The following is a 25,855-nucleotide window of genomic DNA, read 5'->3' on the forward strand; positions in this document are numbered from 1 at the left end:
CGCCGGTGGCCTACAGCGGCCACTCGGCGAGGGTGTAGATCATCCCGGCGATCCAGCCGAGTCCGGCCAGGACGGCGAGGATCAGCCCTATGGTGACGGCCCGCTCGACGGTCTGGGTCGGGGCGGCGACAGGCTTGGGCGCGCGGTGCGTTGTCATGCGCCCCAGCCTGTCGGCGCGGCCGCCCCCGGACATCCGTACGGGTACTCAGGGCCGGTACTCAGATTCACCCGCCCCGCCCGGCCCGCGCTCCTCTCCCCCGCTTGAGACTTTCGGCCTTCCGCCTAGGGCGACCGCTCGAAAAGTCCCAACAAGGAGTTCAATGAAACCCTTGAAGGCATGAGATTCCTTCTGGAAGTTTCCCTGGACGACGCGGCGTTGGCGAAGGATCCGGCGGGCGAGCTGGGCCGGATCCTCAGGTACTGGGCCGGCAATCTGCGCCACTACGAACTCGTCCCCGGCGACGAGTCGGCGGTGTACGACTCGGAGTACCGCGAGGTGGGCCGCTGGCGGGTGGACGGTCAGGCCGAGTAGGTCTCCCGCAGCGCCTCGCGGCACAGCGCGTCCGCCCTGCGGGTGGTTTCCGGGAGGCGGTAGGCGGGGGTCAGCGCGAGGGTGTGGGCGCAGGCGTCGTCCAGCGTCATCCGGTGGCCGACGGAGACGAAGACCGGCTTGACCCCGGCCCGGGTTCGCAGGGCCCGGCCGACCTCCTCGGAGCCGGCCAGCAGGGGGGCGGTGCTGCCGCGCGGGGTGTCCGGGTCCTCGTGGGTGAAGGTGAACGGGTTCTTGGCGACGCCGATCGTGCGCAGGCCGGTCAGGACGCCGAGGTGGCTGGCGAGGCCGAAGCGGCGGGGGTGGGCGAGGCCGTAGCCGTCGCACACGACCAGGCCGGGCGGGCAGGGCAGGGCGTCGAGGGCGGCGAGGATCGTCGGGATCTCGCGGAAGGCGAGCAGCCCGGGCACATAGGGGAAGGAGACCCGGCCCACGGCCGTGGCCTCGGCGACGACCTCGAGACTCGACGCGTCCAGGACGACCGCCGCAGCGGCGACGACGTCCCGTTCGTCGTCGTAGGCAACGTCGACGCCCGTCACCCGGCCCGCTCCGGGCGGCGGTCCGTCCGCGTCGAGGATCACGCGTGCGCGCAGTTCGTCCTGGACGGCGCGGGCCTGTTCCTCGGTGGTGGGCCAGTCATCGGGGATGCGTACGGTCGTCATGGTGGCCTGAGCCTACGGGCTCCCCGGCAGCCGGACAGGGGCCCGGAGGTAGGCTCCCGGTCATGTTCGTGCTGGAGCTGACGTACACCGCCCCGCTGGAAGCCGTCGACGCCGTGCTGGAGGACCACGTGGACTGGCTCGACGAGCAGTACCGGCAGGGGGTGTTCCTCGCGTCCGGGCGCAAGAACCCCCGCGACGGCGGGGTGATCATCGCCGTCGCGGGGGATCGCGCGCGGATCGAGGCGATCGCCGCGGAGGACCCGTTCGTGACCGCGGGCGTGTGCGCGTACCGCGTCACCGAATTCGCGGCGACGAAGACGGCACCCGCGCTGGAGGCCTACCGCGAGACCCTCTGAGGCGCCCGCCTCACTTGCCCGGGGCGCGCTGCAGCTGGCTCTTGTTCATGCCGGAACGGCCCTCGACGCCCTTGCGCTTGGCCTCCTGGTACAGCTGGTCGTACGTGGGCCCCTGGGAGCCCTGCCCCGACCGCTGACCACCCCGCTTGCCGGAGGACATGTCCTTGGTGGAGGTACGGCTGGCGGTCTTGGACTCGCCGGAGCGGGCGCGTTCCTTGTTCACCGTCCGCGCGGCGATCTCCTTGGCGCGGCCGGTGCTCTCGCCCCGGTCCTTCGCACTTTCCTTGATGTGCTCGTACTGGCGCTCCCGCTTGGAGCTCGAACCGCGTGGCATTGCCGCTCACTTCCTTTCCCGATCAGTGAACGAGTACCCAGCCTGCCAACGATCAGGGCACCCCGCATGCTCAGTGCTCCAGGCGGGCAACCCGGCCCTTCTCACCGGCGGCCCAGCACCCGTGGTCCCGGGTGCAGTCGACGGTGTCGTAGGAGCCCGCGTCGACGGTCCGCCAGGTCCGGCCGGCGTCCGTGGTGAGGTCGGTGCCGGTGGGGCCGACGGCGAGGGCGGCGGTGCGGCTGTGCGGGAGCCAGGCGACGCCCGAGCGGTAGGCGGGCGGGGGTGTGGCGGCCGGGCGCCAGGTGCGGCCGCTGTCGGCGGTGCGGGCGGCGGCCCGCGGTGAGGGCTGGTCGGGGCGGAAGTCGCCGCCGACGGCGAGACCGTGGGTGCGGTCGCGGAAGGCGAGCGCGAAGACACCCCGGGCGGGGTCGCCCGCGGGGAGGGGCGAGTCGGTGGCCGTCCAGGTGCGTCCGCGGTCGAAGGAGTGCAGGACCCGCGCGCGTGCCGCCCCGCCGGTGGCCAGCCAGACGTCCCGTGTCCCGGACGTCACCAGACACTGGCCGCTCGCCGCGAACCCGGCCTCGCCCTCCTGCGCGGCCGGCATCCCCCGGTCCGGCAGCACCTTCCACGTACGGCCGCCGTCGCCGGTCGACAGGATGCGGAGCTTCCCGTCCACCGGGTCGCTCATCGCGAGCCCGTGGCGGCGGTCGAAGAAGGCGAGGCAGTCGTAGAACGCCCTCGGGTCGGAGTTGCGGAAGGATTCCGTCCAGGTCGCTCCGCCGTCGTCGGTGCGGTAGACCCGGGACGCCTCGCCCTCTCCGATGGCCAGCACCACGGCCCGGCGGGCGTCGAACGCCTCGACGTCCCGGAACTGCAACTCCCCCGCGCCGGGCGGCGACACGTTCCGCCAGTTCTCGCCGCCGTCGGTGGTGCGCAGCACGGTGCCGCCGGTGCCGGCGACCCAGGCGGTGTTCCGGCTGACGGCGGCGAGGCCCCGGAAGCGTGCCTGCGGGGTGCCGGTGTCCTTGAGTTCCCAGTGCGGCGAACGGTGCTCGGGCGCGTGCGCGTGCGCCGGTAGGGCGGTCAGGGCCGCCAGTGCCGCCCCGCAGACCGCCATGGCCGTCGCCCTGCCCCGCGTTCCTCCCGTCGGTCGTGTACGTCCCGTCCGTCGCGTGCTCCCCATGCGCCTCATGGCGGGGAAGCTAGCCCGCCCCCAGGGTGCCGTCCAGATGGCCTCGCGGGTGCTGCCGACGGTGCGGTGGACGCCACAAGTGCCCTTGGAGGCACACAAGGAGAGTCATGTCACTCCGGTGCATGAACGCGGTGACAGAGGTCACTCGCATCTCGTGTGCACGGATTGGCTGATTCCGTCGTCTCTTCCAGTGCCCGGCCTCATCCGCCCGGAAGTGTCCGTCCAGCCGTCACAAGGGAGCAAGGCGTTGTCCATCGTCATCGAGCAGCCCGTGGAGGCCCGCCTCGTCGCTGCCGCGCCGCGTATGCCGAGCATTCCCGCGACGCTGCACTACGACCGGCGTGACCCTTTCGCGGTCCGCATGACCTTCCCCGCCCCGGCCACGCTGGAGGGCGTCGAGGTCTGCTGGACCTTCTCCCGCGAGTTGCTCGCCGCGGGCCAGAAGAGCGCCGAGGGGCACGGCGACGTGCGGGTGCGCCCCTACGGCTACGACCGCACGGTGCTGGAGTTCCACGCCCCCGAGGGCACGGCGGTGGTCCATGTCCGCTCCAGCGAGATCCGCCGGTTCCTCGAGGCCACGAGCGAACTCGTGCCGGTCGGTCTGGAGCATCTCCAGCTTGATCTGGACCATGGCCTGGCCGAGCTGATGCGGGACGCGTGCTGAGCCGACGGTCTCGAGCCGGCAGGCGCCGCCTGTTCCGTCGCGGCCGGCCGTCACGCCACCGGGCACGGCGCATCATCCTCGGGCAGCTGCCGGATCCGGTGACCTCCCCGCGGTGACCGCCGCGGTGACCTCGCGGACGATGCGTCCCGATCCGGGCGTCGCCGCTGCGGCCCGCTCGGTCAGTTCCCGGGTGCGGTGTTCGGGGGTGCTCTCCGCGAAGAGGCCCGCGGCGGCAGCGAGGACGGCGACCGCCGCGTCGCGAGCGGAGATCCCGGCGGGCAGCGGCCCCCGGAGGACCTGCCGGGTCTCCTCCCGCAGCGCCGCCACGACGGTGGTGCGTTCCAGCGCGTACTCCACGGACGGGAGCACCCCGAGCACCCGGCGCTTCTCCGCCCGCAGGCAGCCCTCGGCCACCAACTGTTCCCGCACGGCGTCGGAGGTCACCCGCGCCCGCAGCGTCACCCAGGTCCGCCAGGGGTGCGGGCAGGACTCGCGGACGAGCTCCAGCAGCCCGTCGAGGACCGGGTCACCCGCGCTCGCGTCCAGGTCCACCGGCGTGGCGATACCGTCCACGTCGGTCAGCAGCCCGCGCTGGGCCAGCTCGACGAGGGCACCGGCCCGGACCAGGCCCGGCCACGGCACGGTGCGGCCGGCCGCGGGACGTGCGGCGTCCCAGGCCAGCAGGCAGAGCCGGGCCGGCAGCGAGAGCGGGCCGTGCGGCACGGGAGGCCTCCTCGAAGCGGGACGATCGGGTTGCGCGTAAATGCGTTGACAGGCTCACAGCGCCTTCATACGGTGTACGAGTCCTGTTGCCGCCGATTGGAGAAGGACGTTGCTCGTCTGAGGTCCTGAGACACCGCGTCACATCCCTCTGTGGTGTGCGCTGCGTGCGACCTCGGCGTTCGAGCCGTCCTCCCGGTGCAGGGCATTTTTCATGTCCGTGGCGTACCCATGGAGCCTCCTCCCCCCGGTCGCAGGTGTCTCGACACGCGTTTGCCCCTGACCGCTTCGAGCAACCGCGAATGAGGCTCCATGTCTGCTTCCATCACCGTCACGTCCCTTGCGTTCGCCTGGCCCGACGGCACTCCCGTCTTCGAGGGCCTGGACGCCGCGTTCGGCCCCGGCCGGACCGGCCTGGTCGGCGTCAACGGCTCGGGAAAGTCCACCCTGCTCAAGCTGATCGCCGGTGAACTCGCACCGGCCGACGGCACCGTCCGCGTGGCCGGCGAGGTCGGATACCTCCCGCAGAACGTCACACTCGACACCACCCTGCGCGTCGACGAAGCCCTCGGCATCGCCGCACAGCGCGCCGCCCTGCACGCCATCGAGTCGGGCGACGTCTCCGAGGCGCATTTCGAGACCGTCGGCGACGACTGGGACGTCGAGGAGCGCGCCCTGGCCACGCTCGGCGAACTCGGCCTGGGCCACGTCGAGCTGGATCGCACCATCGGCGAGGTGTCCGGCGGCGAGTCGGTCCTGCTGCGCCTGGCGGCGCTGCTGCTGCGCCGGCCCGACGTGCTGCTGCTGGACGAGCCGACCAACAACCTCGACCTGTACGCCCGCAGGCGGCTGTACGCGGCCGTCCAGTCCTGGCCGGGCGTGATGATCGTCGTCAGCCACGACCGCGAACTGCTGGACCTCGTCGACCAGATCGCCGATCTGCGTTCCGGCACGATCACCTGGTACGGGGGCAACTACGCGGCCTACGAGGAGGCACTGGAGATCGAACAGGAGGCGGCGGAACGCATGGTGCGGGTCGCCGAGTCCGACTTCCGCAAACAGAAGCGGGAACTGGCCGACGCCCAGGTCAAACTGGCCCGCCGCAAGCGGTACGGGCAGAAGATGTGGGACAGCAAGCGCGAACCGAAGATCGTCATGGGGGCGCGCAAGCGCGCGGCGCAGGAGTCCGCGGGCAAGCACCGCATCATGCACGAGGAGAAGCTCGCCGAGGCCCGGGAGCGGCTCGACGAGGCGGTGGAGGCCGTACGGGACGACGACGAGATCCGCGTCGACCTGCCGTACACGGCCGTGCCGCCGGGACGGACCGTGCTCACCCTCCAGGATCTCGGGCTTCGGTACGGCACCCGCGTGAAAGGCGGTTTCGAGCTGCGGGGGCCCGAGCGGGTCGCGTTGATCGGACGCAACGGCGCGGGCAAGACGACGCTGCTGCGCACGATCACCGGGGAGCTCGCCCCGGAGTCGGGCGAGGTGCGCACGCACGTCCCGTTGCGGTTCCTGCCGCAGCGGCTCGACGTCCTCGACGGGGAGCTGTCCGTCGCCGAGAACGTGGCCCGGTTCGCTCCGGGCGCCACCAACAACCGGGTCCGGGCGCGGCTGGCGCGCTTCCTGTTCCGGGGCGCCCGCGCGGACCAGAAGGCGGCGACGCTGTCCGGCGGTGAACGCTTCCGGGCCGCGCTGGCCGCGCTGATGCTGGCCGATCCCGCGCCGCAGCTGCTCATGCTGGACGAGCCGACCAACAACCTGGACATGGCGAGCGTCCGGCAGCTCACCACGGCCCTGGAGTCGTACGAGGGAGCGCTGGTCGTGGCCAGTCACGACCTGCCGTTCCTGGAGTCGGTCGGCATCACGCGCTGGCTGCTGCTGGAGGAAGGAGAACTGAAGGAAATCACGCCAGAGGCTGTCGGGTTTTCCTCCTAGCGTCGGAGGCATGACCGACTTCGCGCACGACGCCATCACCCTGACCGGAGCACGCGAGAACAACCTCAAGGACGTCACCCTCCGCATCCCGAAAGGCCGGCTGACCGTGTTCACCGGCGTTTCGGGGTCGGGAAAGTCGTCCGTCGTCTTCGACACGATCGCGGTGGAGTCGCAGCGCCAGCTGAACGAGACCTACCCCTGGTTCGTCCGCAACCGGCTGCCCAAGTTCGAGCGGCCGCACGCGGACCGCCTGGAGCACCTCACCCCGGCGATCGTCGTCGACCAGCGGCAGGTCGGCGGCCACTCCCGGTCGACGGTCGGCACCATGACGGACGTCTACTCGGTGATCCGGGTGCTGTTCTCCCGGCACGGTACGCCGAGCGCCGGGCCGGCGACGGCATACTCGTTCAACGACCCGTCGGGGATGTGCCCCGAGTGCGACGGCCTCGGCCGGACGGTGCGGCCCGACTGGGACCGGATCCTCGACCCGGACCGCTCCCTCGCCGACGGGGCGGTCCGCTTCCCGCCGTTCGCCGCCGGCACCTGGCAGGGCCAGACGTACACCAGCAGCACCGAGCTGGACCCGCACAAGCCGGTCGGGCGGTTCACCACCGCCGAACGCGGTTTCCTGATGCACGGGCGGCCGGGCAGCAAGGTCACGGTCACCGGCAGCGGCGGCACCTGGACCACCGAGTACGAGGGGCTGGCCGTCCGCTTCGAGCGGCTGTACCTGAAGCGGGACCTGTCGGCCATGAGCCAGAAGACCCGGGACCTGGTGAGCGCCTACGTGGTGGAAGGCACCTGCCCGGGCTGCGACGGAGCCCGGCTGAACGCGGCGGCGCTCGCGACCCGCGTCAACGGCCGGTCGATCGCCGACTGCACCCGTATGCAGGTCACGGACCTGATCACCGTACTGAAGGAGATCGACGACCCGGTGGCGGGGCCGGTCGCCTCGGCCGCCGTGGCCGCGCTGGAGCGCATCGAGGCGATCGGCCTCGGCTACCTCAGCCTCGACCGGGAGACCGCCACGCTCAGCGGCGGTGAGGGGCAGCGGCTCAAGACGGTGCGGCACCTCGGCTCCAGCCTCACCGGCATGACGTACATCTTCGACGAGCCGAGCCTCGGACTGCACCCACGGGACGTCGGCCGTCTCGGCGAGCTGCTGCTGCGGCTGCGCGACAAGGGCAACACCGTGCTGGTCGTCGAACACGACCCGGACGTCATCACACTGGCCGATCACGTCGTCGACATGGGGCCGGGCGCCGGTGCCGGGGGCGGCACGGTGGTGTTCGAGGGCACGCCGCAGGAGCTGGCGGCGTCCGGCACGCTCACCGGGCGGTGCCTGCGCCGCCGTACGGCGGTCAAGGACCGAGTCCGGAAGCCGACTGGGGAGTTGTGGGTCAAGGGCGCCGGCCGGCACAACCTGCGGGACGTGACCGTACGGTTCCCGACCGGTGTGCTCACCGCGGTCACGGGGGTCGCCGGGTCCGGGAAGAGCACCCTGGCCGGGGAGTTCACTGCGGCGCACGGCGAGACCGTGGTCGTCGACCAGTCGTCGATCGGCATCTCGGGCCGCTCCACCCCGGCGACGTACCTGGGGATCATGGACACGGTCCGCAAGATCTTCGCCCGTGAGACGGGGGCCGAGGCGGGCCTGTTCAGCTTCAACTCCGGCGGGGCCTGCGGCAGCTGCGGGGGACGAGGCATCCTCTACACCGACCTGGCCTTCATGGACCCGGTGACGACGACCTGCCACGCCTGTGAGGGGCGACGCTTCAAGGAGGAGGTGCTGCGGCTGACCGTGCGGGGCAGTTCCGTCGCGGACGTCCTGGAGATGACGGCCGAGCAGGCGCTGGGCTTCTTCGACGACCCGGGCGTACGACCCCGGTTGCGTGCCCTGCGGGACGTCGGACTCACGTATCTGACGCTGGGCCAGCCCCTGTCCACCCTCTCCGGCGGCGAGAGGCAGCGGATCAAGCTGGCCACGCGACTGCACCGGACCGGGGTGGTCTACGTCCTCGACGAACCGACGACCGGCCTGCACATGGCGGACGTGGAGGGACTCGTGGCCCTGCTGGACCGGCTCGTCGACGCGGGCAACACGGTCGTCGTCGTCGAGCACCATCTGGACGTGGTCGCCCGGGCGGACTGGGTGATCGACCTCGGCCCGGGCGGTGGCCGTGACGGCGGCGGGATCGTCTTCGAGGGGACACCGCGGCAACTGCTGGACGCCGAGGGCTCGTACACCGGGGAGCACCTGAGGCGGGCGGTGCGGCACCGCCGGTGAGCCGGGACCGCACCGGCCGGTCGTCGATGAGCGGTCCGGGCGTCGGACCGCTCGTCAACGCGCGGCCCTTCGGTGTGGGTCGATGGGGTGGTTTGGTCCGACGCCGGCCGATCAGGGTGCGGGGCCCGCGAACACTGGAAGGGGGTGGCGCGGGCCACCGGGGATGGGGAACGGCATGGCCGACAGCACGGTACTGGTGGCGGTGGCGGAGCACCCGGACGACGGGGGCGTCGGCGCCGAGCAGTTGAAGTGCATCGCCGAGGGAATCCGGGCGCGCGGCTCAGAGGTCCGGTGGGTGGTGAGCGTCGCCGACGCCGATGCTGTCCTGCGGACCGAGGCCGGGCTTGCCGCCGCGGTGGTCGCGTGGGACCTGCCGTCCGGGGCGGGGGACGGATCCGGGGCCGGGGGCGGGGGTGGAGCGGAAACCGGGGGCGGACCGGGTGGTGCGACGGTGCTGCGCCGGATCGGGCGCCGGTTCCAGAACCTTCCGGTGTTCTTGGTCATGGCGGACGAGGGGCTGTGCGAGCTGCCGCTGTGGGTGTCCCAGTCGGTGGTGGGTTACGTGTGGCCGCTGGAGGACACGCCGGCGTTCATCGCCGGGCGGATCACCACCGCCGCGCGCGCCTACCAGGACGCGCTGCTCCCGCCGTTCTTCAAGGCCTTGCGGCGCTTCGACGACGCGCATGAGTACTCGTGGCACACGCCCGCGCATTCCGGGGGTGTCGCCTTCCTCAAGTCGCCCGTGGGCCGGGCCTTCCACGCGTACTTCGGGGAGCGGCTGCTGCGCAGCGACCTGTCGATCTCGGTGGAGGAGCTCGGCTCGCTGTTCGAGCACACCGGGCCGATCGGCGAGGCGGAGCGCAACGCCGCGCGGGTCTTCGGCTCCGCGCACACCTACTTCGTCCTGCACGGCGACTCCACCTGCAACCGCCTGGTCGGACACTTCAGCGTGACCCGCGACGAGATCGCCCTGGTCGACCGCAACTGCCACAAGTCCGTCCTGCACGGCCTGGTCGTCTCCGGCGCGCGCCCGGTGTACCTGGTCCCCACCCGCAACGGTTACGGCCTCGCCGGGCCCCTGCCACCCGCCGAGATCGCGGCGGACTCGGTGGCCGCGCGGATCGCCGCGCATCCGCTGACGCCGGACGCCGTCTCCTCGCGTGCCCAGTACGCGGTGTTCACCAACTCCACGTACGACGGGCTGTGCTACGACGCGGTGGCGGCGGCCCGGGCCTTCGCCGCGGCCACGCCCCGGCTGCACTTCGACGAGGCGTGGTTCGCCTACGCCCGCTTCCATCCGCTCTACGCCGGGCGCTACGGCATGTCGGTGGACGAGGACGCCCTTCCCGGTCCCGACCGGCCGACGGTCTTCGCGACCCAGTCCACCCACAAACTGCTCGCGGCCCTCTCGCAGGCGGCCATGGTGCACGTCAGGCCCGCGCCCCGGGCACCGGTGGAGCACGACCGGTTCAACGAGGCACTGATGATGCACGGGACCACGTCGCCGTCGTACCCGATGATCGCCTCGCTGGACGTGGCGACGGCCATGATGGACGGCCCGCAGGGGCAGTGGCTGGTCGACGAGGCGGTGACCGAGGCGATCCGGTTCCGTCAGGAGATGGTGCGGATCGGGCGGCGGATCGAGGCGGCGGGTGACCGGCCGCCGTGGTTCTTCGGCGTGTGGCAGCCCGACGAGGTGACGGACCCCGCGAGCGGGAAACGCCTGCCCTTCGACGAGGCACCGGCCGACCTGCTGCGCACCGAGCCGACCTGCTGGCACCTCGCGCCCGGCGCGGACTGGCACGGCTTCCCCGGGCTGACCGACGGCTACTGCATGCTCGACCCGATCAAGGTCACCCTGACCTGCCCAGGGCTCGACGCGACCGGCCGGATGCCGGACCAGGGTATCCCGGCCCGGGTGCTCACCGCCTATCTGACGACGCGCGGCATCGTCGTCGAGAAGACCGACAGCTACACCACGCTGGTGCTGTTCTCCATGGGCATCACCAAGGGCAAGTGGGGCACCCTGCTGGACGCCCTCATGGACTTCAAGGACCTCTACGACGGTGACGCCCCGCTGGACCGGGTGCTTCCCGCTCTGGTGGCGGAGCACCCGCGGCGCTACATCGGGCTGACCCTGCGCGACCTGTGCCAGGAGATGCACGACCACCTGCGCGCGGCCCGCCTGGTCGAACTGCTCGACACCGCCTTCCAGCACCTGCCCGAGCCGGTCGCCCCGCCGCAGTTGTGCTACCAGCGGCTGATCCGCGGCGGCACGGAGCGAGTCCGTCTGGCGGACGCGCCGGGGCGGGTCGCCGCGGCGATGGTCACGGTGACGCCGCCGGGCATCCCGGTCCTCATGCCGGGCGAGAGCACGGGTGAGGCGGACGGCCCCCTCCTGCGCTACCTCGGCGCGCTGGAGTCCTTCGACCGCCACTTCCCCGGCTTCGGCAGCGAGACCCACGGGGTGACCCGCGAGCCCGACACCGGCGACTACCTGATCGCATGCCTCCGTCCGGACGAGCAGCCACAGACCACCGCCGGCGCGGTGACGCCGGCGCAGCGGCGAGGGACGGATGAGGCCGGAGTGTGAGGGGCTGAGCCGCGGCACGCGAACGGGGACGCCGGGCAGGCGAACGCTGCGGGCCACCCCCTCGGTGCGCTGACCCCGGAACGCGGGCAGGACGCCCGGCGGCCGGCGCCGAGGCCGGACGGGCGACGGCCGGAGGGCCGGATCGATGGGCTGTGTTGGAGGGGGCGCTCGCCGGGTACCCGGCGGGCGGTGGCTCGGCCCCTCCACCTGCTCCGCCCCTCCCCGGGGCTGTCCTCCCCCTCGTTCGCCCTGCATGATGGTCGGCCGACGCCCGATGGGTTCCGGTCGATCCCCGGAGGCTCCGTCGGTGCGGTCCCGACCGTCCCATCCGATACGGAGTCACGCTCGTGCCCAGCAAGAAGGCCCTCGTCCGCCGCCCCAGCCCGCGTCTCGCCGAAGGGCTGGTGACCCACATCGAGCGGGAGAAGGTCGACACCGGCCTGGCCGTCGAGCAATGGGAGGCGTACGTGGAGGCCCTGCGCACGCACGGCTGGGAGACCATCGAGGTGGACCCGGCCGACGACTGCCCCGACTCGGTGTTCGTCGAGGACACGGTCGTGATGTACAGGAACGTCGCCCTGATCGCCCGTCCGGGTGCCGAATCCCGGCGGGAGGAGACCGCCGGGGTGGAGGAGGCCGTGGCCGGTCTGGGCTGCTCGGTGAACTGGATCTGGGAGCCGGGCACCCTGGAGGGCGGAGACGTCCTGAAGATCGGCGACACGGTCTATGTGGGCCGGGGCGGCCGTACCAACGCCGCCGGCGTCCGGCAGCTGCGCGCCGCGTTCGAGCCGCTCGGCGCCCGGGTCGTCTCCGCGCCGGTGAGCAAGGTGCTGCACCTGAAGTCGGCGGTCACGGCGCTGCCCGACGGCACGGTCATCGGGCACATCCCGAAGATGGACACGCCGTCGCTGTTCGCGCGCTTCCTGCCGGTCCCGGAGGAGGCGGGGTCGCACGTGGTCCTGCTCGGCGGCGACAAGCTGCTGATGGCGGCGAGCGCGCCGAAGACCGCCGAGCTGTTCGCCGACCTCGGGTACGAACCGGTCGTCGTGGACATCAGCGAGTTCGAGAAGCTCGAGGGATGTGTGACGTGCCTCTCGGTGCGGCTGCGGGAGCTGTACGTCTGAGCGGACCGCGTGTCCCCCGTCCGGCCCCTCGGCCTGCGAGTCCGGGGAACTGACGCGCCATCGGGCGACCCTGCTGATCAGCGGCCTTTACAGCACCCTTAACCTACGGCTTCGTAACCTACGGAGACGTAGCCTACGATGCCGTAGGTTTACTGCTCACCGCTCGTACGCTTGTCCCCCTGGAGAGTCCATGACGATCACCACTCCCCACCTCGGCAGCCCGGCCGGCGCCTGGACCGACGCTCAGCTGCTGTACGCCCTGGAGGAAGTGGTCGAGAAGGAACTCAACCGGCATCTGAAGGTCGCCAAGGACTGGATGCCGCACGAGTACGTGCCGTGGACCGACGGTCGCAACTTCCCCGGTGTCTTCGAGGACGGCGAGGCGTGGGAGAAGGAGCAGTCCAAGGTCACCGAGATCGGGCGCATCGCGCTCGTCGTCAACCTTCTCACCGAGGACAACCTCCCCAGCTACCACCACGAGATCGCCTCCCTGTTCGGCCGCGACGGCGCCTGGGGCACCTGGGTGCACCGCTGGACCGCGGAGGAGGGCCGGCACGGCATCGTGATGCGCGACTACCTGCTCACCTCGCGCGCGGTGGACCCGGACAAGCTGGAGGAGTTCCGGATGTCCCACATGAGTGAGGGCTTCGAGTCGGACAACCGGCACTCGATGCTGCACTCGGTCGCCTACGTCGCCTTCCAGGAGCTCGCCACCCGCGTCTCGCACCGCAACACCGGCCACCAGTCCGGGGACCCGGTCTGCGACCGCATGCTGGCGCGCATCGCCACCGACGAGAACCTGCACATGGTCTTCTACCGGAACCTGCTGAAGGCGGCCTTCGAGCTGGCGCCCGACCTGACGATGATGGCCGTGCGCGACGTCATCGTGAACTTCCGGATGCCCGGCCACGGCATGCCCGGCTTCGAGCGCGCCGCCGCGCAGATGGCGATCGGCGAGATCTACAACATGCGCATCCACCACGACGACGTGCTCCAGCCGGTGCTGCGCTTCCTGAAGATCATGGAGGTCGACGGCCTCGGCCCCGAGGGCCGCAAGGCGCAGGAGGAGCTCGGCCTGTTCATGGGCGGGCTGGACTCCGAGGCGTCGAAGTTCGACGAGAAGCTGGCCGCCCGCAAGGCGCGCATGGCCGCCCGGGCCGGCGCCTGACGCCGCCCCGCACGCACGGCCACGAGGCCCCGGACGCCACGAGCGTCCGGGGCCTCGTGCGCTGCCGGCCGCGGGCGGCACGGAACCGGGCGGTCTCCGCCTCCCCGGTGGCTAGTGCCGCGGCATCCGCCGCAGCTCCAGCCGTTCCTTCTCCGAGAGACCGCCCCAGACGCCGAAGCGCTCGTCGTGCTCCAGCGCGTACGCCAGGCAGGCCGCCCGGATCGGGCACATACCGCAGATCCGTTTCGCCTCGCGCACCGAACTGCCCGGCTCGGGGAAGAAGAAGTCCGCCCCCGTCTGCGCGCACAACGCCTCGTGCTGCCATGTGAGTTCGGGCGGGGTGATGGTGTCGATGTGCATGACCGCGAGCGTCGCGGGCAGCGAAAAACGTTCGATCAACGCGCGATCAACACCGCGTTCAGGCACCCGGCCGCTCGATGATCACCCGCCGGGCAGAAAGACGCACGGCGGCGCGCCGACCCCGGGAGCCGCGCTCCGGCGGCGGTCGTCACCGGACGGTGCGAGACTCGGCAGTGCGGAGAACGGGCCCCTGCGTGAGGAGGGCGACGATGCTCACCACCCGTTTTGTCACCGGCGCTCCGAACTGGATCGATCTCGGCTCCCCCGACATCGACGGCGCCGCCGCCTTCTACGGCGGACTGTTCGGCTGGCGGTTCCAGCCGGGCGGCCCGGAGGTCGGAGGGTACGGCCTGTTCCAGCTCGGCGGCAGGACGGCCGCCGGGGGCATGCAGACCGCGCCGGAGCAGGGCCCGCCGTCCTGGACGGTGTACTTCCAGGCGCCGGACGCGGACGCCACGGCGCGGGCGGCCGAGCAGGCGCACGGTGCGGTGAGGGTGCAGCCGATGGACGTCCAGGACCTGGGCCGGATGGCGATCCTCGGCGACCCGGCCGGGGTGCCCTTCGGGCTGTGGCAGCCCGGGCGCAACAAGGGCCTGGAGGTCGTCCAGGAGCATGGCTCGCTGTGCTGGGTCGAGTTGTACACGGCGGACGTCCCGGCCGCGGCGGCCTTCTACCACTCCGTGCTGGGTCTGGAGACCTTCGGTGCCGACTTCGCCGGCGGCACGTACACCACGTTCCACCCCGCCGGACAGCACGAGGACGCCATGTTCGGCGGTGTCGTGCCCCTGGCCGACGACCCGGCGGAGAACGAGGCGTACTGGCTGCCCTACTTCGAGGTCGCCGACACGGACGCCCTCGTCGCCAGAGCCGAGGAGCTGGGCGGCACGGTCCGCCTCCCGGCCACCGACCTGCCGTCCGTCGGCCGCCTCGCCAAACTGGCGGACCCCTACGGCGCCCGTTTCGCGGTGATCCGCAGCGAGCCACGGCAGGGCTGAGCCGACCGCGGCATGCCGTCCGGACCGTCCCGGCGGCTCCGAGGCCGGCCGGGGAGCGGATCCTGCGGGCCTTGCCGGGGCGGTGGGGGGCGCCCGGGACCTCGGATGTGCTGGTCGTCGTGCGGGTGCCGCGGCGGGGTTGCTCGTCGCGCGGTTCCCCGCGCCCCCTCGGAGCGCGCTTCCTGGGGCGCATCCGGGGGTCCAGCCTGCCCGGCGAGGACGCCACGGCACGGCGGAGCGAACGCCCCTCAGGCAGACCCGCGCCGCACCAGCGTCGTCGGCAGCACCACGCTCGACGGGGGTGCCCCGACGCCCTCCCGCGGGGCGTCCCGGTCGAGGCCGCGCAGCAGCAGGCGGGCCATCAGGCGGCCCATCTCCTCGATGTCCTGACGGACCGTCGTGAGCGGCGGGTCGGTCTGGTCCGCGACGGGCCGCATGTCGTCGAAGCCGATGACGGCCACGTCGTCGGGGACGCGGCGGCCGGACGCGCGCAGGACGCGCAGCGCGCCGGAGGCCATGAGGTCGTTGCCGGCGAACACCGCGTCCAGGTCCGGGCAGCGCTCCAGCAGCTCGCCCATCGCCCGCTCGCCGCCGGCCGGGGTGAAGTCGCCCTCTGCGATCAGCCGCGGGTCGGCGTCCACCATGACGTCCCGGTAGCCGTCGAGGCGGTCCGCGGCGGAGGTCTGGTCGAGGGGGCCGGTGATGTGCGCGATCCGGGTGCGGCCGAGTCCTGCCAGGTGCCGTACGGCGTCGCGGGCACCGCCGCGGTTGTCGCTGTCGACGTAGACCACGTCGCGCCGGTCGCCGCTCCAGCCGGGCCGTCCGCCGAAGACGGTGGGCACACCGGCCCGCTGGATCAGCTCCGGCAGCGGGTCGTCCAGGTGCAGCGAGAAGACGAGGGCGCCGTCGACGTGTCCGCCGGCGAGGTAGCGGCCGACCCGGGCGTGGTCGTCCCTGCCCTCGGTGAGCAGCAGCACGAGCTGGTTGTCGTGGGCGGTGAGTTCTTTGCTGATGCCGCGCAGCTGGAGCGCGAAGAACGGGTCGGCGAAGACCCGGGTCTCCGGTTCGGCGACGACGACCGCCACCGCGTCGTGACGCCGGGTCACCAGGGAGCGGGCGGCCTGGTTGGGCACGTACCCGAGTTCCTCCACGGCCTTGCGGACCTTCTCCACGAGGACGTCCCGCACCCCGTCCCCGCCGTTGACCACGCGGGAGACCGTGGCCCGCGAGACACCCGCCCGGGCGGCCACGGCCTCCAGCGTGGGACGCGGCGCTGTGTCGGTCACTCAGGGCTCCTCACCTGCGGCTGCGGACCAGGATAGCCCGGGGACGCAGCGCGGTGAGAGCGCTCTCGTGTGTGCCTTCGCGCCTTCGGAGAGGGAGCGCCCGTCAGTGCTCGTGGCCGCCGCCGGGCGGCTCCTGGCCGTGCTCGTGCGGCTCGTGCCCCGGAATGGTCCCGTCCGGCTTCTTCACCAGGAACAGTCCGACCATCCCCATGTCGGAGTGACTCTGGACATGGCAGTGGTACATCCAGGCGCCGGCGCCGACCCCCTCCCCCGCGATCACCTGGAAACCGAAGGAGTCCGCCGGGCCCGTGATCTTGTTGTCGATGACCTGGCTGGGGTCCTCGGGGCCGGTCAGCATGCCCGTGCGGTTGTCCGCCCAGCGATGTCCGTGCAAATGGAACGTGTGGTAGAACTCGCCGTGCGTGATCACGACGAACTCGACGCGATCCCCTACCGTGGCCTCGAAGTCCGGCCCCGAGTGCGGCGGCCGGTTGTTGATGCGCATGTCGTTGAAGACGACGGTGTGGGTGCGGTCGGGCAGGTCGTCGCCCTCGCGGCGGACGACGACCGCGCCGAAGAGGCCCTTCTGCAGCCCCACGGTGCCGTGTTCCGTTCCCACGACGTGGTCGTGGTAGTGCCAGTAACCCGCGCTTCCCGAGCGCCAGGTGCCGTCCTTGCGACGTCCGGGGGCATGGGTGCGCCAGGTGTAGGTGCGGGTGCCGCCCGGCTCGACGTGACTGCGGTTCAGTTTCGTGCCGTCGCTGGTGATCTCGTAGTCGAGGCCGTGGACGTGCAGGCTGACGTCCACGTCCATGGTGTTCTCGAACTCGACGTGCAGCGTGTCCCCTTCGTTGAGTTCGATCAGCGGCCCGGGAACGCTCGCCCTGCCCTTCTCCAGGCCATAGCCCATCTGCCCGTCGGGGAGCTTCTCGGCGTAGAGCTTGATGCGCTTCACCTCGCCCCCGGCGGGAGCGGTCCTCGCGGGCCCAGCGGCGCTCACGGCCTCCGGCGCCACGGACAGCGACGTCGCGACGGCCGCGCCGCCCAGCAGGACCCGCCGGTTGAAGCTGCGTCTGTCCATGCGGAACTCCCCACCCTGGTAAGGCATTTACGGAGGCGTACCTGTGATGAACCTGTGAGACGGTACCGGCCGCACACCCGTTTATCCACACTCAAGACAAAGTTGGCGCCATACCGGTCATAGGTATTGGCGGGACATGCAAAGGGGTTTAGCTTCCTTGGCGGTGTTGCTGTGACCGAGGAGGTGCCCATGCACTTACGAGGGTTGAGCAAGTCAAGACGCGTCTGGGCGGCGTCCGTCGCCGCCGGGGCCGTGACCGCCGGGTTGCTGTCGGGCCCCGCCGCGAACGCGCGCCCCTTTCCGGAACCCCCGCTGACAACGATGTCGATCAAGTCGCCGCCGGGCGGCGCGAACGTACGGGTGCTGATCTTCCACGGTTCCGCGGCGGCCGGGGAGGAGTCGCCGGTGGTGAACGCCGGGATCGAGGCCATCGAGGACATCGGCCTGTCGGGCCCGGCGAACCGCCGCTTCACGGTGCGGGCCACCGACGACGCCTCGGTCTTCACCGACGAGACGCGGCTCGGCCGCTTCAACGCGGTCGTGTTCCTGACCGGCGGGGGCGATGTCCTCGACGCGGAGCAGGAGGCGGGCCTGGAGGCCTACATGGAGGCCGGCGGCGGGTTCGTCGGCATCCATGACGCGGCGCGCGCGGAGCCGTACTCGGACTGGTTCACCGGGCTGTTGGGCGCCCGTCCGGCCGCGTCGAGCCCCACGGCCGTCCAGCGGGCGACGGTGGAGGTCGGCGACCGCGGGCACCCCGCCACCAAGGGCCTGCCGGTGCAGTGGAAACGCCCGGACCGGTGGCTGAACTGGGTGAAGAACCCCTCCGGCGACGTGCACACGGTGGCCCGGGTCCGCGAGTCGACGTACCGGCCGGGCACGGGCTCCAACGGCTGGGACCATCCGGTGAGCTGGTGCCGTGACTACGACGGCGGCCGTTCCTTCTACACGGGCATGGGCGGGACGGTGTCGTCGTACGACGAGACCGACTTCCGCGACCATCTGCGCGGCGCGCTGATGTGGACGACCCGGCTGGAGCAGGCCGACTGCAAGGCGACCATCAACGCCAACTACGCGGCGGAGCGGCTGACCAGGCCCAACCAGCCCGGGCAGAACGACCAGATCGGCGAGCCGCACGGGATGGTCACCGCGCCCGACGGCAGGGTGTTCTACATCGGCCGGGGCGGTGCGGACTCCTCGCAGCCGGTGGTCACCGACTGGAACAACCCCGACATCGGCAAGGGCAGGGGCGAGATCCACGTCTACGACCCGAAGACCAAGCAGGTCACCCTGGCCGGGGCGCTCACCGTCTTCGGCAACAAGGGCGGCGGTGACGAACTGGTCAAGGTCGAGGAGGGGCTGCTGGGCATCGAGCTGGACCCGCGGTTCGCGCAGAACGGCTGGGTGTATCTGCACTACACGCCGCACGAGCGGATCAACCGCGAGACACGGATGGCGGAGCGGCGGGTCTCCCGGTTCACGCTCGACCGGACCACGAACAAGCTGGACCTGGCCGGCGAGAAGGTGCTGCTGAAGTGGCCGGTGCAAATCCACAGTTGCTGCCACGCGGGCGGCGGAATGGCGTGGGACTCCAAGGGCAACCTGTACATCGCCACCGGTGACAACAACTCCAGCGGCTTCAGCTCCGGTTACTCGGGCAACAACCCGGAGCCGAACTACAAGGGCGTCTCCTTCGCGGACGCGCGCCGCACCGCGGGCAACACCAACAACCTCAACGGCAAGATCCTGCGCATCCATCCGGAGCCGGACGGGACGTACACCCTCCCCCAGGGCAACCTCTTCACCGGCAGGGAGCCCGACGAGGGCGGCGGCAAGACGCGCGGCGAGATCTACGTGATGGGCGTCCGCAACCCGGCGCGCATCTCCGTCGACCCGTCCACCGACGTGCTCTACGCGGGCTGGGTCGGACCGGACGCGAGCGCGCCCTCGACGACCTGGGGTCCGGCGAAGTACGACACCTTCGCCGCCATCACCGAGGCCGGCAACCGCGGCTGGCCGTACTGCATGGGCAACAAACAGCCCTACCGGGACCGCAATCTGCCGGACCCGTCCAAGCCGCTGGGCTGGTACGACTGCGACCACCCGAAGAACGAGTCGCCGAACAACGACGGGCTGGTCAATCTGCCGCCGGTGACCGGCAACAACATCTGGTACTCGCCCTCGGGCGGCGGCCCGGACTACCCGCGGGACGCGAACGGCGTGCCGTCGTACAAGCCTGCGGAGGCCACCTACCGGCTGCCCTGGCTGAAGGGCGGCGGGCAGGCCGCGATGAACGGGCCGGTCTACCGGTACGGCACGATCGCGGCCGACAGTGCCGTGAAGTGGCCGGCGTACTGGGACGGCAAGTGGTTCGTCGGTGACTTCTACGACGCCGACCAGCCGCGCAACGCGGTGCTCATGGACCCGAAGACGCAGGGAGACGGTGGTCTGCCGGTGCACGCGGAGTCGCTGAAGAAGATCGTGCCGGTCGGCAACGACGGCATCAGGAACCTGATGGACTGGAAGTTCGGCCCGGACGGCGCGCTGTACGTCCTCGACTACGGGCGCGGCTTCTTCACCTCCGACTCCAAGTCGGCGCTGTGGCGGGTCACCTACAAGGGCGGCGGGCCTACGCCGGCCGTCAGCCAGTTGGCGAGGGGGACCGAGTGATCCGGCAACGAAGAGTCTGGGCCGCCCTGCTGGCCGCCCTGCTGATGATGCTCGGCGTGCAGGCGCTGCCCGCCGCCGGGCAGCCGGAGACGAAGGCGGCCGCCGACCAGGTGCTGACCTGGACGGCCGGCAACGACATCGACAGGTACCTCTCGGCACCGAGGACCGCGGTCGCCGGTGCCGCCACGATCGTCTTCGAGAACAGCGCGGCCACCGGCAACACCACGGGCATGCCGCACACGCTGACGTTCGTGACCAGCGACCCCGAGTTCAACAGCGACGTGCAGCTCAACATCCTGGCCAACCCCAACGACGCCCGGGGCGGCAGGCACACCGCCCAGGTGACGCTCACGCCCGGCCGGTACTTCTACCACTGCACGATCCCCGGCCACGGCCAGATGCAGGGCATCCTGACGGTGACCGAGGCGACGGGCGGGGACACCACCGCGCCCGAGACGTCGGCGCACGTGAGCGGCACGCAGAACGCGCAGGGCGAGTACGTCGGCTCGGCGAGCGTGGCGCTGCACGCCACCGACGAGGGCGGCTCCGGCGTCGAGCGGATCGAGTACGCGATCGGTGACGCGGGTGCCTGGCAGCCGTACACCACGCCGGTCGTCGTCGACCAGGTCGGCAGCCACACGGTCCGCTACCGGGCGTTCGACAAAGCGGGGAACGTCTCCGCCGAGAAGAGCGCCGCGTTCACCGTCGTCGCTCCCCAGTCGGACGACACCACCGCGCCGGAGACCTCGGCGACGGTGAGCGGGGAGCGCGACGCCGGCGGGGCGTACATCGACATGGCGACGGTCACCGTCTCTGCCTCCGACACGGGGACCGGGGTCAACACGATCGAGTACGCGATCGGCTCCGGCGCCTGGCAGCCGTACGCCGGGCCCGTGATGGTCCACCAGGTGGGTGAGCACACCGTCCGCTACCGGGCCACCGACAAGGCGGGCAACGTGGCGGCGGAGAAGAGCGTGCGGTTCACGGTCGTCGCGGCGCCACCCGCGGACACCACCCCGCCGGTGACCGGCGTGATCGTGGAGGGCACGAAGAACGCGAGCGGCGCGTACGTCAACAGCGCCCGGGCGACCGTCACGGCCACCGACGCGCACGGCTCGGGCGTCGACAGGATCGAGTACTCGCTCGACGGCGGACCCTACCTGGCGTACTCGGCGCCGGTCGTGGTCGACCGGGCGGGTGCGCACACCCTGGCCTACCGGGCGACGGACAAGGCCGGCAACACCGCGGCGGCCCGCACGGTGACCTTCACGGTCGTCTCCGGACAGGTCCCGGCACCGGACTGCCCCGAGTACGACGAGCGGCTGACGGTGATCGTCGGCACGGTCGACTCGGGCGTGCGCAACCGGGTCACGGACAACCGCTGCCGGATCGGCGAGCTGATCGAGGACGAGAAGGAGTGGACGTCCCAGGCGCTGTTCCTCAAGCACGTGAACTCCGTCCTGGACGCGCTGCTGAAGGAAGGGGTGGTCGACGAGCGGGAGTCCACGGCGATCCGCAAGGCCGCCCGGCAGTCGGGCATCGGCAGGCCGGGGCAGACCGAGGGCTACCGCTCGCTCTTCGACGGCACCGCGGAGTCCCTCGCCAAGTGGCAGCAGGTGGGCGGCGGTTCCTTCGGGCTGAACCCGGACGGGACGATCACCTCCGGCACCACCACGCCCGGCATGGGCATGCTGTGGTTCCCGCAGCGCAAGTACGGCGACTTCTCGCTGAAGCTCCAGTGGCGGGACGACGCCCCGGGCACCGGCAACGCCAACTCCGGTGTCTTCGTGCGCTTCCCGTGGGTCCACGACCACCCGGAGGAGTCGCGCCCGGAGTGGGTCGCCGTCAAGTACGGGCACGAGGTGCAGGTGCTCGACCGGCCCGACGGCGACCTGTACAAGACCGGCTCGGTCTACGGTTTCGACCGCGTCGGCCTCGCCGGTGCCGGCGTGACGCAGAAGGGCACCTGGAACGACTACGAGATCCGGGTGGAGGGCCAGCACTTCTCGGTGCTGCGCAACGGTGTGCTGATCAACGAGTTCGACAACACCGGCGGCCAGGAGTTCAGTCCGCCCCGCTCGGACGACCCGGGCACGGACGGGCGACGGTTCGCCTCCGGCTACATCGGGCTCCAGGTGCACGGCACGACGGATGTCGTCTCGTACCGGGACATCCGGATCAAAGAGCTGTAGGGGGCTCCTTCTCCTTGCGGGCCCTGCTCGGCTGTACCCGCCTGGGCTCCCCCGGCATCTTCGGATACTCGGGCGGGTACGGCAGATCGCCCAGTCCGTGGTCGTGTTCGTCGCGGCGGGCGAGGTCGAGCAGGGCTTCGAGGGAGTAGCGCTTGTCGTCCATGTCCGCGTGCACGTCGCCGAGTTCGGCGAAGCGTGCGGGCATGGTCGCGAGGTCGAAGTCCTGGGGGTGCGCGATGCCTACCTCCTCCCAGCGCAGGGGCGCGGAGACGGGGGCGTGCGGGCGTGGGCGTACGGAATAGGCGGAGGCGATCGTGCGGTCGCGGGCCGTCTGGTTGTAGTCGATGAAGATGCGCTTGCCGCGTTCCTCCTTCCACCACTTGATGGTGACCTGTTCCGGCATCCGCCGTTCCATCTCCCGGCCGACGGCGATGGCGGCGCGCCGGACCTGGGTGAAGGTCCAGCTCGGTTCGATGGGCACGAACACGTGCAGGCCCCGGCCGCCCGAGGTCTTGGGGAAGCCGCGCAGCCCGCCGAACTCGTCGAGCACCTGGCGCAGTTCGTGGGCGGCGCGGGCGGCGTCGTCGTAGTCCGTGCCGGGCTGCGGGTCGAGGTCGATGCGGAGTTCGTCCGGGTGGTCGACGTCGTCGCGGCGCACCGGCCAGGGGTGGAAGGTGAGGGTGCCGAACTGGGCGGCCCACACCACCGCTCCGGCCTCGGTGGGGCACATCTCGTCGGCGCTGCGGCCGCTGGGGAAGGTGATGTGCGCGGTCGGAATCCAGTCGGGCATGTTCTTCGGCGCCCGCTTCTGGAAGAAGTTCTCCCCGGTCACGCCCTCCGGGTAGCGCTCCAGGGTGGTCGGCCGGTCGCGCAGGGCGCGCAGGATGCCGGGGCCGACGGCGATGTAGTAGCGGGCCAGGTCCAGCTTGGTGAAGCCGCGCTCCGGGAAGAAGACCTTGTCCGGGCTGGACAGCCGTACGGTCCGGCCGCCGACCTCCAGTTCCACCGCGTCACCCATGCCCGCCACGGTAGGCGCAGGGCGCGGACCTCGCACATCGGCCGAGCATGAACGTTTCGCCACTTCACCCCGGATTTTCCGGCGCCTCTTGAAGCGGGTCGGCCACCCATTCCTCCGCCGTGCAACGCTCCACCCGCACGTGCCGGAAGCACATTCCCGGCCCGCGGCGAATCTCGCACACCTGCCGTCGCATCCCCTGCGAGCCAATACTCGGGCGGCATGTACATGTTAAAAGCAGAATGGGTAGCAGTGCATGTCTAAACCAAGGGCCGCCTAACGGCGAAAATTGGCCAAGATCCTGCCGCGACCAGGCATGACAGCACCTCGCGGCATCGATGGCCTGAAGTCATACGGCACCCAGAATGCGAGACCCAACAAAAAACCAGAACGCGTTTTGGAGTCCCTCGATCAAGCAAGTATGACGCCCTACTAAAACGCCGGACTTCACGGAATGTGCCGTCGCTCACACGAGATCGAATTACGTTTCTCATTTCACGCGACTGCCTGATAGGAGAAAGGCAGGACGCGTAACGCCGCTCAGTGTCGAGCGGCGGGAGAAGGGACACGCCGCAATGCCGATCGAAGCCATCACCGGGGCGCTGGCCGCCGGAATCATCCAGGCCATGACCTCGGACGCGTGGGCGAACGTGCGCCCGCGCATCACCCGGATGCTCGGCACCAGCAAGCCCGAGCGCGACGCCCTCGCCGGCGCTTTCGACGAGCACGCCGCGACCGTTCGGCGAGGCGACAGGAGCCAGGCCCGGAACGACCTGGTCGCCCTGCTCCGCGACTACGCCGCCACTCACCCCGACGCCGCCGACACATTCCAGGCCGTCATCGACGAGCTGGAGCAGATCGCCGACGTCACCGTCGACAACAGCACCACGACCGGCGACGTCTCGAACTCCATTGTCGCCGGCAACCGCGCCCAGGTCGCCACCGGCGGCGGCACCATCCAGGGCAGCCACAGCGTCAACGCCTCGGGCAGGGCACGCGTCCGACAGGACTACAGCACCCGTCACCAGAACATCACGGAGGAGCACAACGGCGGCGGCGGAAAGGTGCTCCTGCTCGCCCTCGCGGGTCTCGCCGCCGTCGTGTTCGTCATCTTCCTGGTCAACCGCGCCCAGGACGACAAGGCCTCGGACGACGGAGCGCCCGGCCCGGTGACCACTGCCACCGCGACCACCAAGAAGGACCCGCTCGACGGCGTCCCCGTCCGGACGTGCGGCGAATGGCTCCGCCTCCCCGCCGGCGAGGGCGAGCCCATCGCACGCGACATCGCCCTCCGCCTCGGCAATACGCAGGCGGCCAGTGACGCGTGGATCGTGCAGAACACCCAGTACGGCTGCGGCGGCGTGGAGGACCGGCTGCTCGCCGACGTCCTCGCCCCGTCCGGCACCTGACACGCCGCACGCCCCACCGGAGCCCGCCAGGCCCCCGCCCGGCGGGCTCCGGCACGTCCGGCCCCCACACACACGGCCGAGGCGCACGAAGGGCCGGAGCTCCGGTCTGACCGGCGCCGATCGGGCAGGTGACGCGGTTCCGGCCGACTCGGCGCTGACGGGCGGACGCCGTGGACGACTCGTAGAGTCGATCCATGGAGCTCCCGGTGATGCCCCCCGTCCTGCCGATGCTCGCCAAGTCGGTGGCCGCGATTCCCGCGGGGATGCAGTACGAGGCCAAGTGGGACGGCTTCCGGGCCATCGTGTTCCGCGACGGGGACGAGGTCGAGCTGGGCAGCCGTACAGGAAAGCCTCTGACCAGGTACTTCCCGGAGCTTGTGACGGCCGTGCGGGAGCGGTTGCCCGAGCGGTGCGTGGTGGACGGGGAGATCGTGATCGCCAGGGAGGGGCATCTGGACTTCGACGCGCTGACGGAGCGGATCCATCCGGCGGACTCGCGGGTGCGGACGCTGGCGGAGCGGACGCCGGCCTCGCTCGTCGTGTTCGACGTGCTGGCGCTGGGAGACGCGTCGCTGATGGACGCGCCGCTGACCGAGCGGCGGGAGCGGCTGACCGCTGAGCTGTCCGGGGTGCGGGCGCCGGTGCACCTGGCTCCGGCGACCACGGACATCGAGGTGGCGCGGCAGTGGTTCGAGGAGTACGAGGGGGCCGGTCTCGACGGTGTCATCGCCAAGCCCCTGACCGTGCCCTACCGGCCGGATCAGCGTGCCATGTTCAAGGTCAAGCACGAGCGGACGGCGGATGTGGTGGTCGCCGGGTACCGCCTTCACAAGAGCGGCCCTGTGGTGGGTTCGCTGCTGCTCGGCCTGTACGACGAGCGGGGGACCCTCCAGCACGTGGGAGTCTCCGCCGCCTTCACGATGAAACGGCGCGCGGAACTCGTGGAGGAGCTGGAGCCGCTGCGTCTGGACGACGTGTCGGGGCATCCGTGGGCGGCGTGGTCCGAGGAGGCCGCCCACGAGACGGCCCGGCTGCCGGGGGCGCCGAGCCGCTGGTCCGGCCGCAAGGACCTGTCCTGGGTGCCGCTCCGTCCGGACCGGGTGGCGGAGGTGGCGTACGACCACATGGAGAACGGGCAGCGCTTCCGGCACACCGCCCGTTTCCGCCGCTGGCGCCCGGACCGGACCCCCGAGAGCTGCACCTACGCGCAACTGGAGGAACCGGTCCGCTACGACCTGGCCGAGATCCTCGGCGCCTAG

General features: G+C 71.3%; 22 protein-coding genes. 13 read left to right on the forward strand and 9 right to left on the reverse strand.

Annotated features, from left to right (window positions below):
- Positions 1 to 10: 10 nt before the first annotated feature.
- Positions 11 to 157: a morphogenic membrane protein MmpA gene (gene mmpA, locus ADK65_RS33575; protein WP_170320889.1), complete on the reverse strand. Its 147-nt coding sequence runs from the start codon at positions 155 to 157 to the stop codon at positions 11 to 13.
- Between the two features lie 180 nt (positions 158 to 337).
- Between mmpA and ADK65_RS33580 the strand changes: the two genes are divergently transcribed.
- The gene (locus ADK65_RS33580) at positions 338 to 532 is read left to right on the forward strand and encodes a hypothetical protein (protein WP_053674895.1); all 195 of its coding nucleotides are present in this window, start codon (positions 338 to 340) and stop codon (positions 530 to 532) included.
- On the opposite strand, the gene ADK65_RS33585 is transcribed toward ADK65_RS33580, so the two are convergent.
- Entirely contained in the window at positions 520 to 1,212 is a 693-nt protein-coding gene (locus ADK65_RS33585; RefSeq protein WP_053674897.1) for an endonuclease V, read from the reverse strand. The two genes, ADK65_RS33580 and ADK65_RS33585, sit on opposite strands and share 13 nt — an antisense overlap.
- Before the next feature lie 62 nt (positions 1,213 to 1,274).
- Between ADK65_RS33585 and ADK65_RS33590 the strand changes: the two genes are divergently transcribed.
- A complete protein-coding gene (locus tag ADK65_RS33590; protein WP_053674899.1) occupies positions 1,275 to 1,568 on the forward strand; it encodes a YciI family protein in 294 nt (97 codons plus the stop codon).
- Positions 1,569 to 1,578: 10 nt separating this feature from the next.
- On the opposite strand, the gene ADK65_RS33595 is transcribed toward ADK65_RS33590, so the two are convergent.
- Both ADK65_RS33595 and ADK65_RS33600 read right to left on the reverse strand, forming a co-directional pair.
- Positions 1,579 to 1,902 (reverse strand): hypothetical protein, encoded by a 324-nt coding sequence (locus ADK65_RS33595; protein ID WP_053674901.1) that lies wholly within the window; start codon positions 1,900 to 1,902, stop codon positions 1,579 to 1,581.
- Positions 1,903 to 1,972: 70 nt separating this feature from the next.
- Positions 1,973 to 3,019, reverse strand: coding sequence for a WD40/YVTN/BNR-like repeat-containing protein (locus ADK65_RS33600; protein WP_053674903.1), 1,047 nt, complete (start codon positions 3,017 to 3,019; stop codon positions 1,973 to 1,975).
- A gap of 322 nt (positions 3,020 to 3,341) precedes the next feature.
- On the opposite strand from ADK65_RS33600, the gene ADK65_RS33605 reads away from it, so the two are divergent.
- The gene (locus ADK65_RS33605) at positions 3,342 to 3,758 is read left to right on the forward strand and encodes an SsgA family sporulation/cell division regulator (RefSeq protein ID WP_053674905.1); all 417 of its coding nucleotides are present in this window, start codon (positions 3,342 to 3,344) and stop codon (positions 3,756 to 3,758) included.
- A gap of 72 nt (positions 3,759 to 3,830) precedes the next feature.
- On the opposite strand, the gene ADK65_RS33610 is transcribed toward ADK65_RS33605, so the two are convergent.
- Entirely contained in the window at positions 3,831 to 4,481 is a 651-nt protein-coding gene (locus tag ADK65_RS33610; protein WP_053674907.1) for a GOLPH3/VPS74 family protein, read from the reverse strand.
- Positions 4,482 to 4,790: 309 nt separating this feature from the next.
- Between ADK65_RS33610 and ADK65_RS33615 the strand changes: the two genes are divergently transcribed.
- From ADK65_RS33615 to ADK65_RS33635, 5 genes are all read left to right on the forward strand, one after another.
- On the forward strand, positions 4,791 to 6,416 hold the full coding sequence (locus tag ADK65_RS33615; protein ID WP_053674909.1) for an ABC-F family ATP-binding cassette domain-containing protein: 1,626 nt from the start codon (positions 4,791 to 4,793) through the stop codon (positions 6,414 to 6,416).
- Positions 6,417 to 6,426: 10 nt separating this feature from the next.
- Entirely contained in the window at positions 6,427 to 8,703 is a 2,277-nt protein-coding gene (locus ADK65_RS33620) for an ATP-binding cassette domain-containing protein (RefSeq protein WP_053674911.1), read from the forward strand.
- Between the two features lie 175 nt (positions 8,704 to 8,878).
- A complete protein-coding gene (locus ADK65_RS33625) occupies positions 8,879 to 11,296 on the forward strand; it encodes an Orn/Lys/Arg decarboxylase N-terminal domain-containing protein (RefSeq protein ID WP_053675183.1) in 2,418 nt (805 codons plus the stop codon).
- A gap of 347 nt (positions 11,297 to 11,643) precedes the next feature.
- Positions 11,644 to 12,420 carry a dimethylargininase gene (ddaH, locus tag ADK65_RS33630; RefSeq protein WP_053674913.1) on the forward strand — a complete coding sequence of 259 codons (777 nt, stop codon included), beginning with the start codon at positions 11,644 to 11,646 and terminating at the stop codon, positions 12,418 to 12,420.
- Positions 12,421 to 12,610: 190 nt separating this feature from the next.
- Positions 12,611 to 13,588: an acyl-ACP desaturase gene (locus tag ADK65_RS33635; protein ID WP_053674915.1), complete on the forward strand. Its 978-nt coding sequence runs from the start codon at positions 12,611 to 12,613 to the stop codon at positions 13,586 to 13,588.
- A gap of 111 nt (positions 13,589 to 13,699) precedes the next feature.
- On the opposite strand, the gene ADK65_RS33640 is transcribed toward ADK65_RS33635, so the two are convergent.
- A complete protein-coding gene (locus ADK65_RS33640) occupies positions 13,700 to 13,948 on the reverse strand; it encodes a WhiB family transcriptional regulator (RefSeq protein ID WP_053675185.1) in 249 nt (82 codons plus the stop codon).
- Positions 13,949 to 14,157: 209 nt separating this feature from the next.
- On the opposite strand from ADK65_RS33640, the gene ADK65_RS33645 reads away from it, so the two are divergent.
- Positions 14,158 to 14,943, forward strand: coding sequence for a VOC family protein (locus ADK65_RS33645; protein WP_053674917.1), 786 nt, complete (start codon positions 14,158 to 14,160; stop codon positions 14,941 to 14,943).
- Positions 14,944 to 15,191: 248 nt separating this feature from the next.
- On the opposite strand, the gene ADK65_RS33650 is transcribed toward ADK65_RS33645, so the two are convergent.
- Positions 15,192 to 16,229, reverse strand: a complete 1,038-nt coding sequence (locus ADK65_RS33650) for a LacI family DNA-binding transcriptional regulator (protein ID WP_053674920.1) — start codon at positions 16,227 to 16,229, stop codon at positions 15,192 to 15,194.
- A 103-nt stretch (positions 16,230 to 16,332) separates the two neighbouring features.
- Positions 16,333 to 17,310: a multicopper oxidase domain-containing protein gene (locus tag ADK65_RS33655; RefSeq protein ID WP_053674922.1), complete on the reverse strand. Its 978-nt coding sequence runs from the start codon at positions 17,308 to 17,310 to the stop codon at positions 16,333 to 16,335.
- Positions 17,311 to 17,499: 189 nt separating this feature from the next.
- Here ADK65_RS33655 and ADK65_RS33660 point away from each other — a divergent pair, with 189 nt between their 5' ends.
- On the forward strand, positions 17,500 to 19,980 hold the full coding sequence (locus tag ADK65_RS33660) for a ThuA domain-containing protein (RefSeq protein WP_053674924.1): 2,481 nt from the start codon (positions 17,500 to 17,502) through the stop codon (positions 19,978 to 19,980).
- Between the two features lie 44 nt (positions 19,981 to 20,024).
- On the forward strand, positions 20,025 to 22,172 hold the full coding sequence (locus tag ADK65_RS33665; protein ID WP_053675187.1) for an OmpL47-type beta-barrel domain-containing protein: 2,148 nt from the start codon (positions 20,025 to 20,027) through the stop codon (positions 22,170 to 22,172).
- Here ADK65_RS33665 and ligD read toward each other — a convergent pair.
- On the reverse strand, positions 22,159 to 23,190 hold the full coding sequence (gene ligD, locus ADK65_RS33670; protein WP_053674926.1) for a non-homologous end-joining DNA ligase: 1,032 nt from the start codon (positions 23,188 to 23,190) through the stop codon (positions 22,159 to 22,161). The two genes, ADK65_RS33665 and ligD, sit on opposite strands and share 14 nt — an antisense overlap.
- A gap of 572 nt (positions 23,191 to 23,762) precedes the next feature.
- On the opposite strand from ligD, the gene ADK65_RS33675 reads away from it, so the two are divergent.
- Both ADK65_RS33675 and ADK65_RS33680 read left to right on the forward strand, forming a co-directional pair.
- The gene (locus ADK65_RS33675) at positions 23,763 to 24,596 is read left to right on the forward strand and encodes a hypothetical protein (protein ID WP_053674928.1); all 834 of its coding nucleotides are present in this window, start codon (positions 23,763 to 23,765) and stop codon (positions 24,594 to 24,596) included.
- A 194-nt stretch (positions 24,597 to 24,790) separates the two neighbouring features.
- Positions 24,791 to 25,855: an ATP-dependent DNA ligase gene (locus tag ADK65_RS33680; RefSeq protein WP_053674930.1), complete on the forward strand. Its 1,065-nt coding sequence runs from the start codon at positions 24,791 to 24,793 to the stop codon at positions 25,853 to 25,855.

Source organism: Streptomyces sp. NRRL B-1140 (assembly GCF_001280065.1).
In the GTDB taxonomy this organism is placed as follows: Bacteria; Actinomycetota; Actinomycetes; order Streptomycetales; family Streptomycetaceae; genus Streptomyces.

Bases quoted from the DNA above. Each gene is read 5' to 3' on its own strand.
- ADK65_RS33645 (WP_053674917.1), top strand. From the start codon at position 14,158: ATGCTCACCACCCGTTTTGTCACCGGCGCTCCGAACTGGATCGATCTC.
- ADK65_RS33625 (WP_053675183.1), top strand. From the start codon at position 8,879: ATGGCCGACAGCACGGTACTGGTGGCGGTGGCGGAGCACCCGGACGAC.
- ADK65_RS33580 (WP_053674895.1), top strand. From the start codon at position 338: ATGAGATTCCTTCTGGAAGTTTCCCTGGACGACGCGGCGTTGGCGAAG.
- ADK65_RS33660 (WP_053674924.1), top strand. From the start codon at position 17,500: ATGCACTTACGAGGGTTGAGCAAGTCAAGACGCGTCTGGGCGGCGTCC.
- ADK65_RS33680 (WP_053674930.1), top strand. From the start codon at position 24,791: ATGGAGCTCCCGGTGATGCCCCCCGTCCTGCCGATGCTCGCCAAGTCG.
- ADK65_RS33675 (WP_053674928.1), top strand. From the start codon at position 23,763: ATGCCGATCGAAGCCATCACCGGGGCGCTGGCCGCCGGAATCATCCAG.
- ADK65_RS33655 (WP_053674922.1), bottom strand. From the start codon at position 17,310: ATGGACAGACGCAGCTTCAACCGGCGGGTCCTGCTGGGCGGCGCGGCC.
- ADK65_RS33590 (WP_053674899.1), top strand. From the start codon at position 1,275: ATGTTCGTGCTGGAGCTGACGTACACCGCCCCGCTGGAAGCCGTCGAC.
- ADK65_RS33600 (WP_053674903.1), bottom strand. From the start codon at position 3,019: ATGGCGGTCTGCGGGGCGGCACTGGCGGCCCTGACCGCCCTACCGGCG.
- ADK65_RS33665 (WP_053675187.1), top strand. From the start codon at position 20,025: ATGATGCTCGGCGTGCAGGCGCTGCCCGCCGCCGGGCAGCCGGAGACG.
- ADK65_RS33585 (WP_053674897.1), bottom strand. From the start codon at position 1,212: ATGACGACCGTACGCATCCCCGATGACTGGCCCACCACCGAGGAACAG.
- ADK65_RS33635 (WP_053674915.1), top strand. From the start codon at position 12,611: ATGACGATCACCACTCCCCACCTCGGCAGCCCGGCCGGCGCCTGGACC.
- ADK65_RS33615 (WP_053674909.1), top strand. From the start codon at position 4,791: ATGTCTGCTTCCATCACCGTCACGTCCCTTGCGTTCGCCTGGCCCGAC.
- mmpA (WP_170320889.1), bottom strand. From the start codon at position 157: ATGACAACGCACCGCGCGCCCAAGCCTGTCGCCGCCCCGACCCAGACC.
- ADK65_RS33620 (WP_053674911.1), top strand. From the start codon at position 6,427: ATGACCGACTTCGCGCACGACGCCATCACCCTGACCGGAGCACGCGAG.
- ADK65_RS33640 (WP_053675185.1), bottom strand. From the start codon at position 13,948: ATGCACATCGACACCATCACCCCGCCCGAACTCACATGGCAGCACGAG.
- ligD (WP_053674926.1), bottom strand. From the start codon at position 23,190: ATGGGTGACGCGGTGGAACTGGAGGTCGGCGGCCGGACCGTACGGCTG.
- ADK65_RS33595 (WP_053674901.1), bottom strand. From the start codon at position 1,902: ATGCCACGCGGTTCGAGCTCCAAGCGGGAGCGCCAGTACGAGCACATC.